This window comes from Burkholderia sp. HI2761 (assembly GCF_002223355.1).
In the GTDB taxonomy this organism is placed as follows: domain Bacteria; phylum Pseudomonadota; class Gammaproteobacteria; order Burkholderiales; family Burkholderiaceae; genus Burkholderia.
Genome location: NZ_NKFN01000004.1, coordinates 1,703,673 through 1,720,681 on the forward strand (window position 1 = coordinate 1,703,673; position 17,009 = coordinate 1,720,681).

The window sequence follows — 17,009 nt, forward strand, 5'->3', positions numbered from 1 at the left end:
GCCGGTGCCCACACAAAGTTCATTTGAACCCGGCATGATGGCCCGAAAAACCGCCGCATGCGCAAGCGCTGCGCCTTCTAAAATAACGGCATCGCCGCCGCGCCGCCCGAACCGTTCATGAATCCGCCCGCCCAAGCCGACGTATCGAACCCGTACGACGTCATCGACATTCCGCCGGAATTCGCGCCGACCGCCGTCCATCCGATGCGCGTGCGCGCGCGGCAGGTCGATGCCGGCCGCCGCATTCCGCTGCACACACATGCGTGGGCGCAACTCGCGTACGCGTCGCGCGGCGTGCTGCGCGTCGCGACGACCGGCACGACCTGGATGGTGCCGCCGTCCCGTGCGATCTGGGTGCCGCCGCACGTCACGCACGAAGTCATGATCGTCGAAGAGGCCTATTTGCGCACGCTGTATATCGACGAGTCGATCGTGCCGGACGGGCTCGATGCCTGCCGCGTCGTCGAGGTGACGGGGCTGCTGCGCGAACTGATCGTCGCACTCGACGCGCGCGACCTGAGCGCCGCGCGCGAGCGCCTGCTGTACGGGCTCGTGCTCGACGAGCTGAGCCATGCCGAACCGTTGCCGCTCGCGGTGCCGATGCCCGACGAGAAACGGCTGCGCCTGCTGTGCGAATCGGTACTCGCGCACCCCGCGCATGCGGAGTCGCTCGAGCACTGGGCAAGCGAGGTCGGCGCGAGCACGCGCACGATATCGCGACTATTCAAGCAGGAACTCGGGGTGAGCTTTTCGCAGTGGCGCCAGCAGGCGCTGCTCGCGCGGGCAATCCCCCTGCTGAACCAGGGGCGCCCGCTGTCGCATATCGCGCGTGAGCTCGGCTACCAGAGCCAGAGCGCGTTCTCGGCCATGTTCCGCCGTGCGTTCGGCGAAAGCCCGCGCGCGTTCATGCTCCGCGGCTACGAGCATCGAGGCCCGGACGGCGGCGTCGCGGACGACGAAACGCCAAACGACGACGGCGCGATCGGCACGGCCCGCTGATCGCTCGCTCCGGCGCGCCGGACCGTCAGACCGGCCGCACCATGTGGCGGATCGAGCCCAGTTGCGCGAGCCGCGGCCCGGTGACCCGGTAGCCCATGCGCAGGTACAGATGCGCGGCAGGATTGTCGACGAACACGCGCAACTGCAGTTCGTGCAGCCCGCGCGCACGCGCCCAGCGATGCGCCATCTCGAGCATATAGGTGCCGGCGCCCTGCCCGCGATGGCCGGCCGCGATCTGCACGTCGCGGATATGCAGCGAATCGCCCTCCTCGGTCACGCGCAGCACGCCGATGCGCTCGCCGTCGGCCTCGAGGATGAAGTTCTCGGATTCGCGCCAGCTCGCATAGAACAGGTCGCTGCGCCACACGAGCCCATGGCGCTTGTAGTAGCCGCCCATGTTGCCGTGCGTCAACGCTTCGGCATACGGAAAATCGCCGGGCTCCGCTGGCCGGAGCTGATACAGGAGTCGCAGGTCGGTCGGATCGAGCATCGCGCAGGAGTCGGAAACGCATCCCGCCACGATAGCGCAGTCGCGTGCGGATGCAATCGCGAATTTCTCGTAGGGGGTGCGGCGTCTGATGCAGCACCCGGCCCGGGTGGCAAGCGCAGCCCTTCGAGTCCCGCCGGAAGCCGCGCAGTCACGTGCCCGCAAGCGGGCGCAACGAGCGACACCAATGAAAAAGCCCGCACAAGGCGGGCTTTTTCATTTTCTGGCGGAGCGGACGGGACTCGAACCCGCGACCCCCGGCGTGACAGGCCGGTATTCTAACCGACTGAACTACCGCTCCAGTCTTGCTGCTTGCCTGGCAGGCGTCGGTTACTTCCTGCCGGCGCGTCGTTTGTTCGAACGACGCCGAAATCTGGCGTCCCCTAGGGGATTCGAACCCCTGTACTCACCGTGAAAGGGTGATGTCCTAGGCCTCTAGACGAAGGGGACAACGTACTGCTTACATCCTTAACGAGAAAGCCCGTTCAAAAACGCTTTTGAACGGGCTTCGTTCTGGCGGAGCGGACGGGGCTCGAACCCGCGACCCCCGGCGTGACAGGCCGGTATTCTAACCAACTGAACTACCGCTCCAGCTTTTCTGCACCACCGCCCGCAGGATCTCGTCACGTTCCTGCATGCGTTGCGACACTTCTACGAAACGCCGCTGAATCTGGCGTCCCCTAGGGGATTCGAACCCCTGTACTCACCGTGAAAGGGTGATGTCCTAGGCCTCTAGACGAAGGGGACAACGTACTGCTTACATCTTTAATACAAAAGCCCGCTCAAAAACGTCTTGAACGGGCTTCGTTCTGGCGGAGCGGACGGGACTCGAACCCGCGACCCCCGGCGTGACAGGCCGGTATTCTAACCGACTGAACTACCGCTCCAGCTTTCTTACCCAACCCGCAGGACGTCGGTTACGTTCCTGCAAGCCTTGCGACACTTCTACGAAACGCCGCTGAATTTGGCGTCCCCTAGGGGATTCGAACCCCTGTACTCACCGTGAAAGGGTGATGTCCTAGGCCTCTAGACGAAGGGGACAAAATCTTTTCAGATTCGTCTGACTTTCGCTATTTACTTCTACTCAACAGCGAAGGCCGGAATTCTAACTGCTTTGAATCATTTTGTGAAGCATTTATTACTACCGCTGCTTCGCAAATCAATCCAGTTTGTTCTGTTGGTGGAGGTAAGCGGGATCGAACCGCTGACCTCTTGCATGCCATGCAAGCGCTCTCCCAGCTGAGCTATACCCCCTTGCAGAACAGAAATGAGATTATATGGACCGATTCTGAACTTGTAAATACCCTTTTTACGATCCGCATGAAATTTTTTGCGAAGCAGCCCGCTCACTCCTGTGCGGACCGCTTCGCACGCGCGCGAACGTCAAGCCAGCGCGGCCTCGATGCGCGACACCACGACGTCGCGACCGAACAGCACGAGCACCGCGTCGATCGACGGCGTGTGCGTCGTGCCCGCCACCAGCAGACGCACCGGCATCGCGAGCTGCGGCATCTTCAGCTTGTGCGTGGCGAGCGTCGCCTTCAACGCGGCGGACACCGCTTCCTTCGTCCAGTCGGCCGCCTTCAGCGCAGCGACGAGATCGGCCAGCGCCGGCCGCACCGCATCGGTCACGTGCTGCGCGAGCGCATCGGCCTCGGGCGCCGGCACGCGGTAGAACATCGTCGCGCCTTCCGCGATCTCCTTGACCGTCGTCGCACGATCCTTCATCAGGCCGACCACCGCGTCGAGCGCGGGGCCCGTCGCGATCGCCGCGTCGTCGATGCCGAGCGCGTCGAGGAACGGCTTCGCGAGTTCGGCGAGGCGCGCGTTGTCGGCTTCCTTGATGTAATGCGCGTTCAGCCAGCTCAGCTTGCTGTGGTCGTACTGCGCGGGCGACTTGCCGAGATGCTCGAGATCGAACCATTCGACGAACTGCTCGCGCGAGAAGATCTCGGCGTCGCCGTGCGACCAGCCGAGCCGCGCGAGATAGTTGACGACGGCCTCCGGCAGGAAGCCCGCGTCGCGGTACGCCATCACGCTCATCGCGCCGTGCCGCTTGCTCATCTTCTCGCCCTGCTCGTTCAGCACGGTCGGCAAGTGTGCGTAGACGGGCGGCTCGCCGCCGAGCGCATTCAGGATGTTGATCTGGCGCGGCGTGTTGTTCACGTGGTCGTCGCCACGGATCACGTGCGTGATGCCCATGTCCATGTCGTCCACCACCACGCAGAAGTTGTAGATCGGCGTGCCGTCCGGGCGCGCGATCACGAGGTCGTCGAGTTCCTCGTTCGAGATCTCGACACGCCCCTTCACCGCGTCGTCCCACACGACCGTGCCCGTCAGCGGATTGCGAAAGCGCAGCACCGGCTTCACGCCGGCCGGCGGCTCCGGCAGCACCTTGCCGGGCTCCGGACGCCACGTGCCGTCGTAGCGCGGCTTCAGGCCGGCTTCGCGCTGGCGTTCGCGCAGCGCGTCGAGTTCCTCGGCCGACATGTAGCACGGGTACGCGAGGCCCTTCTCGAGCATCTGCGCGAGCACTTCGCGATAGCGGTCCATCCGCTGCATCTGGTAGATCGGACCTTCGTCGAAATCCAGCCCGAGCCATTGCATCCCTTCGAGGATCGCATCGACCGCTTCCTGCGACGAGCGCTCGACGTCGGTATCCTCGATGCGCAGCACGAACGTGCCTTTCATCTTGCGGGCGAACGCCCACGGATAGAGTGCGGAGCGGATGTTGCCGAGGTGGATGAAGCCGGTGGGACTCGGCGCGAAGCGGGTACGGACAGGACGGGTCATAAACGGTAACTCGAACGCCTGGGGCGCATGAATGATTCGACGCGGGACGACGACGGCAGCCCCGACAGCAACGGAGCCGGCGACGCCCGGAACGGGAAAGAAGCCGGAATTATACTCGCGCCGGACATCGCGCCAAGCGCACCGCTTGCTTTATGATGTGCGCGCCGCGGCCGCCAGCCGGCGCGGCGCCGGCCGCACGGAACCCGCCGCGCGGCCGCTCGGAACCTATCGCCGCCGCGGGCCGTGTAACCCGCCGCCAAGCCGCCGGAGAACCATTCGATGTCGTCCCCTCGCCTGTCGCGCCGCCACTTCACGATTGCGTGCGCGTCCGCCAGCCTCGCCGCCTGCACCTCCTTCGGCGACAAGTCCCGTCCCGGCACGGCCCTGCCGCAGGAGAAGCCCGTCAAGATCGGCATCGCACTCGGCGGCGGCGCCGCGCGCGGGTTCTCGCACATCGGCGTGCTGAAGGCGCTCGAGGCGCGCGGCATTCCGATCGAAATCGTCGCCGGGACGAGCGCGGGCTCGGTGGTCGGCGCGCTCTACGCGTCCGGCATGAACGGGCTGCAGATCAACAAGATCGCGCTCGACATGGACCAGGCGTCGATCAGCGACTGGGCGCTGCCGTTTCGCTCGCGCGGCCTGCTGCAAGGCGTCGCGCTGCAGAACTTCCTGAACAAGACGCTCAACAACCGGCCGATCGAGAAGATGGCGAAGCCGCTCGGCATCGTCGCGACGGACCTGCAAAGCGGCCAGCCGATCCTGTTCCAGCAAGGCAATACCGGGCTGGCGGTACGCGCATCGTGCAGCGTGCCATCGGTGTTCGAGCCGGTGAAGATCGGCAATCGCGAATATGTGGACGGCGGCCTGGTGAGCCCGGTGCCGGCATCGTTCGCGCGCAAGATGGGAGCGAGCTTCGTGATCGCGGTCGACATCTCGGCGCGGCCGGACGGCGCGGCGACCAACAACCCGATCGAGATGCTGCTGCAGACCTTCACGATCATGGGCCAGACGATCAAGACCTACGAACTCGACAAGTATGCGGACGTCGTGATTCGCCCGAACCTCGCGGCGATGGGCGGCAGCGACTTCAACCAGCGCAACGCGGCGATCCTCGCGGGCGAGGAAGCGGTCGCTCGCATCATGCCGGAACTGCAGCGCAAGCTCGCGGCGGCACGCGGCGTGGCTACCGCCGCGTAAGCCGCGACGGGCGGCTGCGGCACACGGCGCCTCCCGGTGGCCGGCGCAACGCCTTCCGCCTCGTCGTCCGCGCCAGTCCAAAAACAAAAAACCCTGCCGCCTTTCGGTGACAGGGTTTTTTATCGTCCGGCCCGACCGACCGGCAAACGTCAATTGTTGCCGTTCACCGAATCGTCGCCGATCGTCGCACGCACGCGCTGACGCAGGTCTTCTGCCTTCATCGGGAATTCCGATTCGATCCGGCGCGCGCCCGTGAAACGCTTTTCCCAGTAGCCGCTGTCGAGATCGTCGACGCGCACGGTGCTGCCCGTCGACGGCGAATGCACGAACTTGTTGTCGCCGATGTAGATGCCGACGTGCGAGAACGTGCGGCGCATCGTGTTGAAGAACACGAGATCGCCCGGCTTCAGGTTGCTCATGCTCACCTTCTCGCCGACGCGGCTCATTTCTTCCGCGCGACGCGGCAGCGACATGCCGAGCGTGTCCTGGAACACGTAGCGCACGAAGCCGCTGCAGTCGAGGCCCGAATCCGGCGAGTTGCCGCCCCAGCGATACCGCACGCCGATCATGTTCAGCGCGCCGACCACCACGTCGCCTGCCTTGCCCGCCATGCCGGCAAGGAACGACTTCGCGCCGCCGCTCGACGGCTGCGCGCTGGTCTGCTGGAGGGAGGCACCCGACCCGATCTGAGTCGAATTGGTGACATTCTGGTTAAAACTGCTGACTTCGTCGGCGAACGCGCCGGGAGCTGCTGCGAACAGGGCGCCGATGAATAGCCCGGCGATGGTGCGCGCGCATGCCTGGGTCAGGGATCGATGCTGCATTGGTCGATGGAATTTGCTTAAAAATCAGCTGATTGGCGGAAAATTTCGGTCGATACTAGCCAGCGCGTAATCGTTTGTCAAAACAAATTAATAAATACAATCGAGATGGTCCGACCATTGGACGTCTATCACGCTTTCCAGACCGCTTTCAACAGCTTTTGTGTGTAAGGATGTGACGGTCTGGTGAACACGTCGGACACCTCCCCCGACTCCACGACGGCGCCGTCCTGCATCACCGCGATGCGGTGCGCCATCGCACCGATCACCTCCAGGTCGTGGCTGATGAAGACGTAGCCGAGGTTGTATTTCTGTTGCAAATTCGCGAGCAGCTTCAGCACCTGCTGCTGGATCGACACGTCGAGCGCGGAAGTCGGCTCGTCGAGGATCAGGATGCGCGGCTCCAGCACCAGCGCGCGCGCGATCGCGATCCGCTGGCGCTGGCCGCCCGAGAATTCGTGCGGATACCGGTGCAGCACCGTGCGGTCGAGGCCGACTTCGCGCAGCACCGCGAGCGACTTCGCGCGGCGCGCGTCGGGCGTCATGTCGGGGCGATGCAGCTCGAGCCCCTCGCCGACGATCCGCTCGATCGTGTGACGCGGCGAAAGCGAACTGAACGGATCCTGAAAGACCACCTGCATGTTCGAGCGCAGCGCGGTCTGTTCGCGGCCGCGATAGGTCGACAGCGCGCGCCCCTGGAATTCGATCTCGCCGCCGACCGTCTTCTGCAGCCCGAGCAGCGCCATCGCGAGCGTCGACTTCCCCGATCCCGACTCGCCGACGATGCCGAGCGTTTCGCCCTGCCGCACCGACACCGATACGTCCGCGACGGCCGTCACCGGCACCGTGCCGAACCAGCCCGCGAAGCCCGGCCGCTTGCGCGCGAACTGCACGCTCACGTGGCGCGCGTCGAGCACGACGGGCGCGATCGGCATCACCGGCGTGACCGCGCGTTGCGGCCGGCTGTTCAGCAGCCGCTGCGTATACGGATGCTCGGGCGCCGCGAAGATCCGCTCGACGGGCCCGCTCTCGACGAGCCGGCCGTGCTCCATCACCGCGACGCGCTGCGCGAAGTGCCGCACGAGATTCAAATCGTGCGTGATCAGCAGGATCGACATCCCGCGTTTTTCCGCTTCGTCGCGCTGCAACTCCAGCAGCAGGTCGACGATCTGCGCGCGGATCGTCACGTCGAGCGCGGTGGTCGGCTCGTCGGCCAGCAGCAGGCGCGGCCGGCACGCGAGCGCCATCGCGATCATCGCGCGCTGCCGCTGACCGCCCGACAACTGGTGCGGGTAGCTGTCGACGCGCTTCTCGGGCTCCGCGATGCCGGTGCGCGCGAGCAACGCGATCGTGCGCTTGCGCGCCTCCACGGCCGATACGCCGTCGTGCAGCACGATCGTCTCGCCGATCTGCACGCCGATCGTATACAGCGGGTTGAGCGCCGTCATCGGCTCCTGGAAGATCATCGCGATGTCCGAGCCGCGCAGCCCGCGCATCTCGCGCTCGCTCTTGCTTGCCAGATCCTGCCCCGCGAAGCGGATCGCGCCGCCGACTTCGGCGTCGCGCAGCAACCGCAGGATCGACAACGCGGTCACGCTCTTGCCGGACCCCGACTCGCCGACGAGCGCGACCCGCTCGCCGCGCCCGATCGCGAGCGTCACGTCGTCGACGGCCACCGTGTCGCCGAAGCGCACATGCAGATGCTCGAGCGACAGCAGCGGTTCGTCCGCCTTCGATACGACCGCGTCGCTCATCGCTGGCCTCCCGCGGCGCGCACCGAATCGGCGATGCGCGTGTCGAGCGCGTTGCGCAGCGCATCGCCCATGAAGGTCAGCAGCAGCAGCGTCGCGACCAGCACGCCGAACGTCGACAGCGAGATCCACCATGCGTCGAGGTTGCCCTTGCCCTGCGCGAGCAGTTCGCCGAGGCTCGGCGTCGGCGGCGGCACGCCGAGCCCGAGGAAGTCGAGGCTCGTCAGCGCGAGGATCGAGCCGCTCATCCGGAACGGCAGGAACGTGATCACCGGCGTGAGACTGTTCGGCAGCACGTGGCGCCAGATGATCTGCCCGTTCGTGAGCCCCATCGCACGGGCCGCGCGCACGTAGTCCTGCGTGCGGTTGCGCAGGAATTCCGCGCGCACGTAGTCGGCGAGGCCGATCCAGCCGAACAGCGACAGCAGCACGATCAGCAGCAGGAAGCTCGGCTCGAAGATCGACGCGAAGATGATCAGCAGGTACAGCTCGGGCAGCGAGCTCCAGATCTCGATCAGCCGCTGCCCGACGATGTCGATACGCCCGCCGAAGAAGCCTTGCACGGCGCCCGCGGCGATCCCGAGCAGCGTGCCGATCACGGTCAGGATCAGCCCGAATTCGACCGACACGCGGAACCCGTACACGAGCCGCGCGAGCAGGTCGCGGCCCTGCGCGTCGGTGCCGAGCCAGTTCTCGCGCGACGGCGGCGCCGGGTTCGGCACGTTCGAGAAGTAGTTCAGCGTGTCGTAGTAATAGCGGTTCGGCGGATAGACGACGAAGTTGCCGGGCGCCTCGAGCCGCTTGCGCACATACGGATCGAGATAGTCGGCCGGCGTCGGGAAATCGCCGCCGAAGGTCGTCTCCGGGTACGCCTGGAACATCGGGAAATAGGTCTGGCCGTCGTAGCGCACGACGAGCGGCTTGTCGTTCGACCACAGCGGCGCCGCGAGGCTCGCGGCAAAGGCCACGACGAAGATCACGAAGCTCCAGTAGCCGAGGCGCTGCTGCCTGAAGCGCTGCCACACGCGGCGGGCGGGCGACGGCGACACGCGCGCCCGTGCGGCGTCGATGCGGGAAGAGACGACGGCCCGGTTCATCGCGCGCCTCGCCCGCTGGCGCCGGGCATGCGAATGGCTCGTTTCATGTCAGCGCTCCAGGTTGTCGAATTGAATGCGCGGATCGACCCACACATAGCAAAGATCGGAGATCAGCTTGGTCGCGAGCCCGATCAGCGTGAACAGGTACAGCGTGCCGAGCACGACCGGGTAGTCGCGCCGCACGACCGATTCGTACGACAGCAGCCCGAGGCCGTCGAGCGAAAACAGCGTCTCGATCAGCAGGCTGCCCGTGAAGAACGCGCCGATGAACGCGGCGGGGAAGCCGACGATCAGCGGCAGCATCGCATTGCGGAACACGTGCTTCCACAGCACGCTGCGCTCGGAGAGCCCCTTCGCGCGCGCGGTCAGCACGTATTGCCGGCGGATCTGGTCGAGGAACGCGTTCTTCGTGAGCATCGTGACGACCGCGAAGCTGCCGACGACCGACGCGGTGATCGGCAGCGCGATGTGCCACAGGTAGTCGAGCACCTTGCCGACGAGCGACAGTTGCGCGAAGTTGTCCGACGTGAGGCCGCGCAGCGGAAAGAGCTGCCAGAACGAGCCGCCGCCGAACAGCACGAGCAGCAGCACGCCGAGCACGAAGCCCGGAATCGCATAGCCGACGAGCACGACGAGGCTCGTCGCGACGTCGAACGGCGAACCGTTGCGCACCGCCTTCGCGATGCCGAGCGGCACCGAGATCAGATACGTGAGGAAGAACGTCCACAGCCCGATGCTGATCGACACGGGCAGCTTCTGCACGACCAGCGACCACACGCTCTGGTGGCGAAAATAGCTGTCGCCGAGATCGAAGCGCGCGAAGCGTTTCAGCATCAGCCAGTAGCGTTCGAGCGGCGGCTTGTCGAAACCGTACAGCGCCTTGAGCTGCGCGAGCTGCTGCGCGTCGACGCCGGTGTGCGCGCGCATCCCGAACGGCGTCGCGCCCTGCTCCGTCGCGCCCTTGCGCAATTCCTGCACGGCCTGCTCGACCGGGCCGCCCGGCACGAACTGGATCACCGCGAACGTGAGCGTCAGCACGCCGACGAGCGTCGGGATCATCAGCAGCAGGCGTTTGAGGATGTAGCTCCACATAGGGCGTCGACTCGTGATCGGGTGGCTGGGTTGGACGAAGGGCCGGCGCGGGTCAGTGATCGGGCTGCGCCCACCAGGTCGACACGACCCAGCCCTCGGCCGAATAGTACAGCGGCAGCGTCTGCGGATAGGCCAGCGTGCGCTTGTACGCGATGCGGTGCGTCGTGCTGTACCACTGCGGGACCGCGTAGTAGCCGTGCATCAGCACACGGTCGAGCGCGTGCGTCGCGTCGAGCAATTCCTCGCGCGTCTGCGCGGTGCCGAGCGCATGCAGCAACGCGTCGACGGCCGGCGATTTCAGCCCGATGAAGTTGTCGGAGCCCGGCTCGTCGGCGAACTTGCTCGCGTAACGCGAGTATTGCTCGGTGCCCGGCACCTGCACGCCCGGCAGGCGGATCGTCGTCATGTCGTAGTCGAACGCATCGAGGCGCTTTTGCAGCAGCGCGTAATCCGCCGTGCGAAAGCGCACGTCGATGCCGAGCTTCGCGAGGTTGCGCCGGTAGGCGGTCACGACGCCTTCCATCGCGCCGCCCGCATCGTCGAGGATCTCGAACGCGAACGGCTCGCCCTTCGCATTGCGCAGCGCGCCGTCGCGATAGGTCCAGCCGGCCTGCTCGAGCAGCGCGCGCGCCTTCAGCAGGTTCGCGCGCAGCGAGCCTGGCGGATTCGTGTCCGGCTGCGTGACCATCGGGCCGAACACGGCCGGATCGAGCTGCGCGCGCAGCGGCTCCAGCAGCTTCAGCTCGCCCTCGCCCGGCGTACCGGTCGCCTGCAGGTCGGTGTCGGCGAAATAACTATCGAGGCGCGTGTATGCGCTGTAGAACAGCTGGCGGTTCAGCCATTCGAAGTCGAACGCGAGATCGAGCGCCTGGCGCACGCGCACGTCGCGGAACAGCGGCCGGCGCAGGTTCATGAAGAAGCCCTGCATGCCGGCGCCGTTATGTTGGCGGAATTCGCGCTTGACGAGCTCGCCGCTGTCGAAGCGCTTGCCGACGTCGCGCCGCGTCCAGTTGCGCGCGATGTACTCGACGAGCACGTCATATTCGCCGGCCTTGAACGCCTCGAGCCGCGCGACGCCGTCGCCGTACAGCTTGTAGACGATCCGCTCGAAGTTGTTGGTGCCGATCCGTACCGGCAGATCGGCGCCCCAGTACGCGGGATTGTGCCGGTAGGTGATCGTGCGGCCGTTGTCGTAGCGCTCGATCAGGTACGGGCCGCTGCCGATCGGCTGCTCGAACGCGAGCTGGTCGAACGGGATGCGCGAGCCGTCCGCGCGCACTCCCCACTTGCGCGAGAACACGGGCACGCCGCCGGCGATCAGCGGCAACTCGCGATTCGCGCTGCGGAACTCGAACCGCACGGTGGCCGGATCGACGACCACGGCCTTCGCGATCTCCGCGAAATACGCGCCGAACTGCGGTGCGGCCTGCTTGCTCTTCAGCGTGTCGAACGAAAACTTGACGTCGTCGGCCGTGACGCGATCGCCGTTCGAGAAGCGTGCGCGCGGATTCAGGTGGAACGTGACCGAGCGGCGGTCCGGTGCGACGTCGATGTCGTCGGCCAGCAGCCCGTAGGCGGACGCCGGTTCGTCGGAGCTGCCGGTCGCGAGGCTCTCGAACAGCATGTCGATGCCGGGTGCGGAGTTGCCGCGCAACGTGAACGGATTGAATTTGTCGAACGACGTCATCCGGTTCGGGTTCGCGAGCACGAGCGTGCCGCCCTTCGGCGCGTCGGGGTTCACGTAGTCGAAATGCTTGAAGCCCGGCGGATACTTCGGCTCGCCGTACTGCGCAATGGCGTAGGCCGCGTGCGCGCACGGCGCGGCCAGCGCCGCGTGCAGCATCAGCACCGCGGCCACACGGCCGGCGGCCCGCAGCGCGCCGAGGCAGGCGCGCGCGGCGGCGGCCCGGGGCGAACCCTTCGTCATAGAGGCTCTTCGGTCGAATGAGGGGAGTAACGTGGGCGATTCTACCCATTCAACGTGTCGAGCCAAAAGAAAACCGCCACGCGGGCGGTTTCCTCACGAGCAGCTGTCGCGCACGCGGCACGCATGCGCGACCGGTCGATCAGCGCCAGCCGTTGTGGCGGCCGTGATCCCAGTGGCCGCGATCGTCGCCCCAGCCGCGCCCATGGCGGCGATACCATTCGTCGCGGCCCCAGTAGCGGCGGCCGTCCCAGTAGCGGTCGCCGTGCCAGCCGATCACGATTGCCGGCGCCGGCGCGTACACGGGCGCCGGTGCATAGACAGGCGCCGGCTGATAGACGACCGGCGGAGGCGGCGGCGCATACACGGGCGCGGGCGCGACGTAGACCGGTGCCGGCACGCCGACGTTGATCCCGACATTGACTCCCGCCATTGCTGCGCCCGACACGAGCAAGGCTGTCATACCGGTCAGGAGCGAGGCAACACGCAAAGTCTTCATGGATTCCTCTTCTGGTTGTGTCATGTGTGATTCGACTATAGCGGCAAGCGCCGTCTCCGCATATTTCAAGTTTGTAAGAACTGATGCGCGGCATCGCAACGGGAAGCCCGCGCTAACGTCTTGTAACAATCGGCGACCCGACGGCGGCGCCCGAGACCCTTTGCGCCCTTCCCGGGTTTGCACTCGATTCGGCGATGCGCGCCACGCGCCGAATCATACTGCCTTCGCCTGCGGGCAGGCGCCGCCGGCACCGACGCAAACCCTCCCCCGACGGACGAAAAAAAAGCGGCACTCGCGCGCCGCTTTCCCGGGTGGCGCATCGCGCCACGCTGCCGCTCAACGCGACATCATGTTCATGCTGACGTTGTGCATCACCCACAGCGTGCCGACGATCAGGATCGCCGCGGTCAACACCGTATAGCTGAACGCCATCACGTTCCAGCGCTGGCCCGACGAGCCGTTCATGTGCAGGAAGTACACGAGGTGCACGATGATCTGCACGAACGCGAGCACGGCCAGCCCGATCAGCGACGCATGCGGCGACAGCACGCCGCCCATCACGAGGCCGAACGACGCGGCCGTGAGCAGCACCGACAGGATGAAACCGGCGACGTAGCCGCCGACACTGCCGTGCCCTTCTTCGAGTTGAGACGAATGCGAATGGGCCATTTAGATCACGCTCGCGAGATAGACAAAGGAAAACACGCAGATCCACACGATGTCGAGGAAGTGCCAGAACAGGCTCAGGCACGTCAGGCGTCGCAGGTCGCGATCGGTGAGATCGCCGCCGCGCAACACGATCTGCGCGGCCAGCACGATCATCCACAAGAGGCCGGCCGTCACGTGCAGCCCGTGCGTGCCGACCAGCGTGAAGAACGCCGACAGGAACGCGCTGCGCTGCGGGCCGGCGCCTTCCGCGATCAGGTGCGAGAACTCGCGCAGCTCCATCGCGAGAAACGCCGCGCCGAGCACGAACGTCACCGCGAGCCACGCGAGCAGCGCACCGCGCCGCTGCTTGTACGCCGCAAGCATCGCGAAACCGTACGTGATGCTCGACAGCAGCAGCGCGGCGGTTTCGACCGCGACGCCAGGAATGTCGAACAGCTCTTTCGCGGTCTGCCCGCCCGCGTACTGGTGGCCGAGCACCGCGAACGTCGCGAACAGCGCCGCGAAGATCACGCAGTCGGTCATCAGGTACAGCCAGAAACCGAACACCGAATGCGACGGCGGATGGTCGTCGTGCTCGAGCAGGGTTGCGCTCAAGGTTTTCTGCAACATCAGTTGGCCTCCAGTTCCACGTCGTCGACGCGCGCGGCCGTGCGCTTCGTCGGCTGCTTGTCTTCGGTCTTGCGCACCGTCGACGCAGGGATGTAATAGCCGTCGTTATCGCGCGAGCTGTAGATCACGAGCGTCGCGATGATTCCGACGAGCCCGCCGATCGCCATCCACCAGATGTGCCATACCAGCGCGAAGCCGAGCACCAGGCTGAAGATCGCGATCACGAGGCCCGCACAGGTATTCGATGGCATGTGGATGTCGCGAATCGCCGCCGGGTTCGGCCGGCCCTCGCCGCGCCCCTTCATGTCCGCATACGCGTCCAGCGTGCGCACCTTCGGGATCACCGCGAAGTTGTAGTCGGCCGGCGGCGACGAGGTCGCCCACTCCAGCGTACGGCCGCCCCACGGGTCGCCCGTCGTGTCGCGGTACTCGGGCAGATGGCGGTTGCGGATGCTGACCACCAGTTGCAGCAGCTGGCACGCGATGCCGATCGCGATCAGCACGGCGCCGAACGCGGCGACCAGCAGCCACGGATGCCACGCCGGGTTGTCGTAGTGGTTCAGGCGGCGCGTCATGCCCATGAAGCCGAGCACGTAGAGCGGCACGAACGCGACGTAGAAGCCGACCTGCCAGAACCAGAACGCGGCCTTGCCGAGCTTCTCGTTCAACTTGAAGCCGAACGCCTTCGGGAACCAGTAGTTGAAGCCCGCGAGATAGCCGAACAGCACGCCGCCGATGATCACGTTGTGGAAGTGCGCGATCAGGAACAGGCTGTTGTGCAGCACGAAGTCCGCGCCGGGAATCGCCATCATCACGCCGGTCATGCCGCCGAGCGTGAACGTGACCATGAAGCCGATCGTCCACAGCACGGGCGTCGTGAATTCGATCCGGCCGCGGTACATCGTGAACAGCCAGTTGAACACCTTCACGCCGGTCGGAATCGCGATGATCATCGTCATGATCCCGAAGAACGCATTCACGTTCGCACCCGAGCCCATCGTGAAGAAGTGATGCAGCCACACGAGGAACGACAGCACCATGATCGCGCACGTCGCGTACACCATCGTCTTGTAGCCGAACAGCGGCTTCTTCGCGAACGTCGCGATGACTTCCGAGAAGATCCCGAACGCCGGCAGGATCAGGATGTACACCTCCGGATGGCCCCACGCCCAGATCAGGTTCAGATACAGCATCGCGTTGCCGCCGGCGTCGTTCGTGAAGAAGTGCATGCCGAGGTAACGATCGAGGCCGAGCAGCGCGAGCGTCGCGGTCAGGATCGGGAACGACGCCATGATCAGCACGTTCGTGCAGAGGGCCGTCCACGTGAACACCGGCATCTTCATCAGCGTCATGCCGGGCGCGCGCATCTTGATGATCGTCACGAAGAAGTTCACGCCGGTCAGCAGCGTGCCGACGCCGGAAATCTGCAGCGCCCACAGGTAGTAGTCGACCCCTACCCCCGGACTGAACTGCAGCTCCGACAGCGGCGGATACGCGAGCCAGCCCGTCTGCGCGAATTCGCCGATCACGAGCGACAGGTTGATCAGGATCGCGCTGACCGCCGTCATCCAGAACGACAGCGAGTTGATGAACGGGAACGCGACGTCGCGCGCACCGATCTGCAGCGGCACGACCAGGTTCATCAGGCCGACCATGAACACCATCGCCATGAAGAAGATCATGATCACGCCGTGTGCCGTGAAGATCTGGTCATAGTGGTGCGGCGGCAGGTAGCCGGGCGCGTTGTACGCGAGCGCGAGCTGCATGCGCATCATGATCGCGTCGGCGAAGCCGCGCAGCAGCATGATCAGCGCGACGATGATGTACATCACGCCGAGTCTCTTGTGGTCGACCGTGGTCAGCCATTCCGTCCACAGCCATTTCCAGCGGCCGGTGATCGTCAGCGCGGCGAGAATGCCCAGCACGACCAGCCCCATGAAGGCGCCGGCCCCCATGATGATGGGCTGATCGAACGGGATCGCCGAAAGTGTGAGTTTGCCGAACATGCGTTACCCCTTCGTGCCGCAGGCGGCGTCCTTCAGGTCGAGGACGTGGCCATCGTTGTATTTCGCGATGATGTTGTGGAAGAGCCGCGGATCGACCGACGAGAAGTAGCGCACCGGCGCCTTCTCGCTCGGCTGCGCCACGCCGCCGTACATGGTCGCGTCGAGTCGGTCCGGGGACGCCTTCACCTTCTGCACCCAGGCATCGAACTGCTCGCGCGGCTCGGCGAGCGTGCGGAACTTCATGTCGGAGAAACCGCGGCCGCTGAAGTTGGCGGACGTGCCCGCGTAGTTGCCGGGCTCGTCGGCGATCAGATGCAGGCGCGTCTGCATGCCGGCCATCGCGTAGACCTGGCCGCCGAGCTGCGGGATGAAGAACGAATTCATCACCGAATCCGACGTGATGCGGAAGTTCACCGGCGTACCGACCGGAATCGCGAGCTGGTTCACCGACGCGATGCCGAGTTCCGGATAGATGAACAGCCACTTCCAGTCGAGCGCGACCACCTCGACGTCGATCGGCTTCACCGCCGATTCGAGCGGCTTGTACGGATCGAGCTCGTGCGTGGTCTTCCACGTGAGCACGCCGAGGAACAGGATGATCAGCGTCGGCACCGTCCAGATCACGACCTCGATCGCGGTCGAGTGCGACCAGTTCGGCGCGTAGGTGGCGTTGCGATTGGACGCGCGATAACGCCACGCGAACCACAGCGTGAGCAGGATCACCGGCACGACGACGATCAGCATCGCCCACGTCGAGGTTGCGATCAGCGCCTTTTCGGCGGCGCCGACGCTTCCTTTCGGATTTAGTACATCTAAATTACATCCTGACAGGCTTAAAGCCGCGCCGATTGACATCAGCGCCGCCCAGCCTCTTGAAGCTCTTCTTTTCATCACACCGCCCGAGGGTCATTGAATCCGTTTGCGTATGCCCGATGCGCATTCGATTCACGAAATTGGCCGAATCATACGTCGCGCGAGTGCGATGAAAAACCTGTGCATGCGGCAAATCATCATTGCAAAATCTGCCGTGAGTCACATTGTCGCGGGGCAATTTCACGCAGCCGG

General features: G+C 65.4%; 14 protein-coding genes and 7 tRNA genes. 2 read left to right on the forward strand and 19 right to left on the reverse strand.

Annotated features, from left to right (window positions below; translation table 11 throughout):
• Positions 1 to 117: 117 nt before the first annotated feature.
• Positions 118 to 999, forward strand: coding sequence for an AraC family transcriptional regulator (locus CFB46_RS14780; protein WP_027784801.1), 882 nt, complete (start codon positions 118 to 120; stop codon positions 997 to 999).
• Positions 1,000 to 1,024: 25 nt separating this feature from the next.
• Here CFB46_RS14780 and CFB46_RS14785 read toward each other — a convergent pair whose 3' ends face one another.
• From CFB46_RS14785 to gltX, 9 genes are all read right to left on the reverse strand, one after another.
• Positions 1,025 to 1,489: a GNAT family N-acetyltransferase gene (locus CFB46_RS14785; protein WP_027784802.1), complete on the reverse strand. Its 465-nt coding sequence runs from the start codon at positions 1,487 to 1,489 to the stop codon at positions 1,025 to 1,027.
• Positions 1,490 to 1,710: 221 nt separating this feature from the next.
• Positions 1,711 to 1,787: transfer RNA gene (locus CFB46_RS14790), tRNA-Asp, on the reverse strand.
• 73 nt (positions 1,788 to 1,860) lie between these two features.
• A tRNA-Glu gene (locus CFB46_RS14795) sits at positions 1,861 to 1,936 on the reverse strand.
• A 64-nt stretch (positions 1,937 to 2,000) separates the two neighbouring features.
• Positions 2,001 to 2,077, reverse strand: a tRNA-Asp gene (locus tag CFB46_RS14800).
• 80 nt (positions 2,078 to 2,157) lie between these two features.
• A tRNA-Glu gene (locus tag CFB46_RS14805) sits at positions 2,158 to 2,233 on the reverse strand.
• A gap of 63 nt (positions 2,234 to 2,296) precedes the next feature.
• Positions 2,297 to 2,373, reverse strand: a tRNA-Asp gene (locus CFB46_RS14810).
• A 78-nt stretch (positions 2,374 to 2,451) separates the two neighbouring features.
• A tRNA-Glu gene (locus CFB46_RS14815) sits at positions 2,452 to 2,527 on the reverse strand.
• A gap of 137 nt (positions 2,528 to 2,664) precedes the next feature.
• Positions 2,665 to 2,740, reverse strand: a tRNA-Ala gene (locus CFB46_RS14820).
• A 129-nt stretch (positions 2,741 to 2,869) separates the two neighbouring features.
• Positions 2,870 to 4,279 (reverse strand): glutamate--tRNA ligase, encoded by a 1,410-nt coding sequence (gene gltX / locus CFB46_RS14825; RefSeq protein WP_027784803.1) that lies wholly within the window; start codon positions 4,277 to 4,279, stop codon positions 2,870 to 2,872.
• A gap of 279 nt (positions 4,280 to 4,558) precedes the next feature.
• Here gltX and CFB46_RS14830 point away from each other — a divergent pair, with 279 nt between their 5' ends.
• Entirely contained in the window at positions 4,559 to 5,476 is a 918-nt protein-coding gene (locus CFB46_RS14830) for a patatin-like phospholipase family protein (protein ID WP_027784804.1), read from the forward strand.
• 149 nt (positions 5,477 to 5,625) lie between these two features.
• On the opposite strand, the gene CFB46_RS14835 is transcribed toward CFB46_RS14830, so the two are convergent.
• From CFB46_RS14835 to cyoA, 10 genes are all read right to left on the reverse strand, one after another.
• The gene (locus CFB46_RS14835) at positions 5,626 to 6,300 is read right to left on the reverse strand and encodes a C40 family peptidase (protein ID WP_027784805.1); all 675 of its coding nucleotides are present in this window, start codon (positions 6,298 to 6,300) and stop codon (positions 5,626 to 5,628) included.
• Between the two features lie 128 nt (positions 6,301 to 6,428).
• Positions 6,429 to 8,051 (reverse strand): ABC transporter ATP-binding protein, encoded by a 1,623-nt coding sequence (locus tag CFB46_RS14840; protein ID WP_027784806.1) that lies wholly within the window; start codon positions 8,049 to 8,051, stop codon positions 6,429 to 6,431.
• Complete coding sequence (locus tag CFB46_RS14845) at positions 8,048 to 9,145, reverse strand: ABC transporter permease (RefSeq protein WP_027784807.1); 1,098 nt, start codon at positions 9,143 to 9,145, stop codon at positions 8,048 to 8,050. The genes CFB46_RS14840 and CFB46_RS14845 overlap by 4 nt, the downstream gene beginning before the upstream one ends.
• A gap of 48 nt (positions 9,146 to 9,193) precedes the next feature.
• The gene (locus tag CFB46_RS14850) at positions 9,194 to 10,237 is read right to left on the reverse strand and encodes a microcin C ABC transporter permease YejB (RefSeq protein WP_006481944.1); all 1,044 of its coding nucleotides are present in this window, start codon (positions 10,235 to 10,237) and stop codon (positions 9,194 to 9,196) included.
• Positions 10,238 to 10,289: 52 nt separating this feature from the next.
• Positions 10,290 to 12,164, reverse strand: a complete 1,875-nt coding sequence (locus tag CFB46_RS14855) for an extracellular solute-binding protein (protein ID WP_027784808.1) — start codon at positions 12,162 to 12,164, stop codon at positions 10,290 to 10,292.
• A 139-nt stretch (positions 12,165 to 12,303) separates the two neighbouring features.
• Positions 12,304 to 12,660, reverse strand: a complete 357-nt coding sequence (locus tag CFB46_RS14860) for a hypothetical protein (protein ID WP_027784809.1) — start codon at positions 12,658 to 12,660, stop codon at positions 12,304 to 12,306.
• A gap of 336 nt (positions 12,661 to 12,996) precedes the next feature.
• Positions 12,997 to 13,329: a cytochrome o ubiquinol oxidase subunit IV gene (gene cyoD, locus CFB46_RS14865; RefSeq protein ID WP_027784810.1), complete on the reverse strand. Its 333-nt coding sequence runs from the start codon at positions 13,327 to 13,329 to the stop codon at positions 12,997 to 12,999.
• Positions 13,330 to 13,938, reverse strand: coding sequence for a cytochrome o ubiquinol oxidase subunit III (cyoC, locus tag CFB46_RS14870; protein ID WP_027784811.1), 609 nt, complete (start codon positions 13,936 to 13,938; stop codon positions 13,330 to 13,332).
• Entirely contained in the window at positions 13,938 to 15,944 is a 2,007-nt protein-coding gene (cyoB, locus tag CFB46_RS14875) for a cytochrome o ubiquinol oxidase subunit I (RefSeq protein WP_027784812.1), read from the reverse strand. Before cyoB ends, cyoC begins: the two co-directional genes overlap by 1 nt.
• A gap of 3 nt (positions 15,945 to 15,947) precedes the next feature.
• Positions 15,948 to 16,835 (reverse strand): ubiquinol oxidase subunit II, encoded by an 888-nt coding sequence (cyoA, locus tag CFB46_RS14880; RefSeq protein WP_027784813.1) that lies wholly within the window; start codon positions 16,833 to 16,835, stop codon positions 15,948 to 15,950.
• Between the last annotated feature and the right edge of the window lie 174 nt (positions 16,836 to 17,009).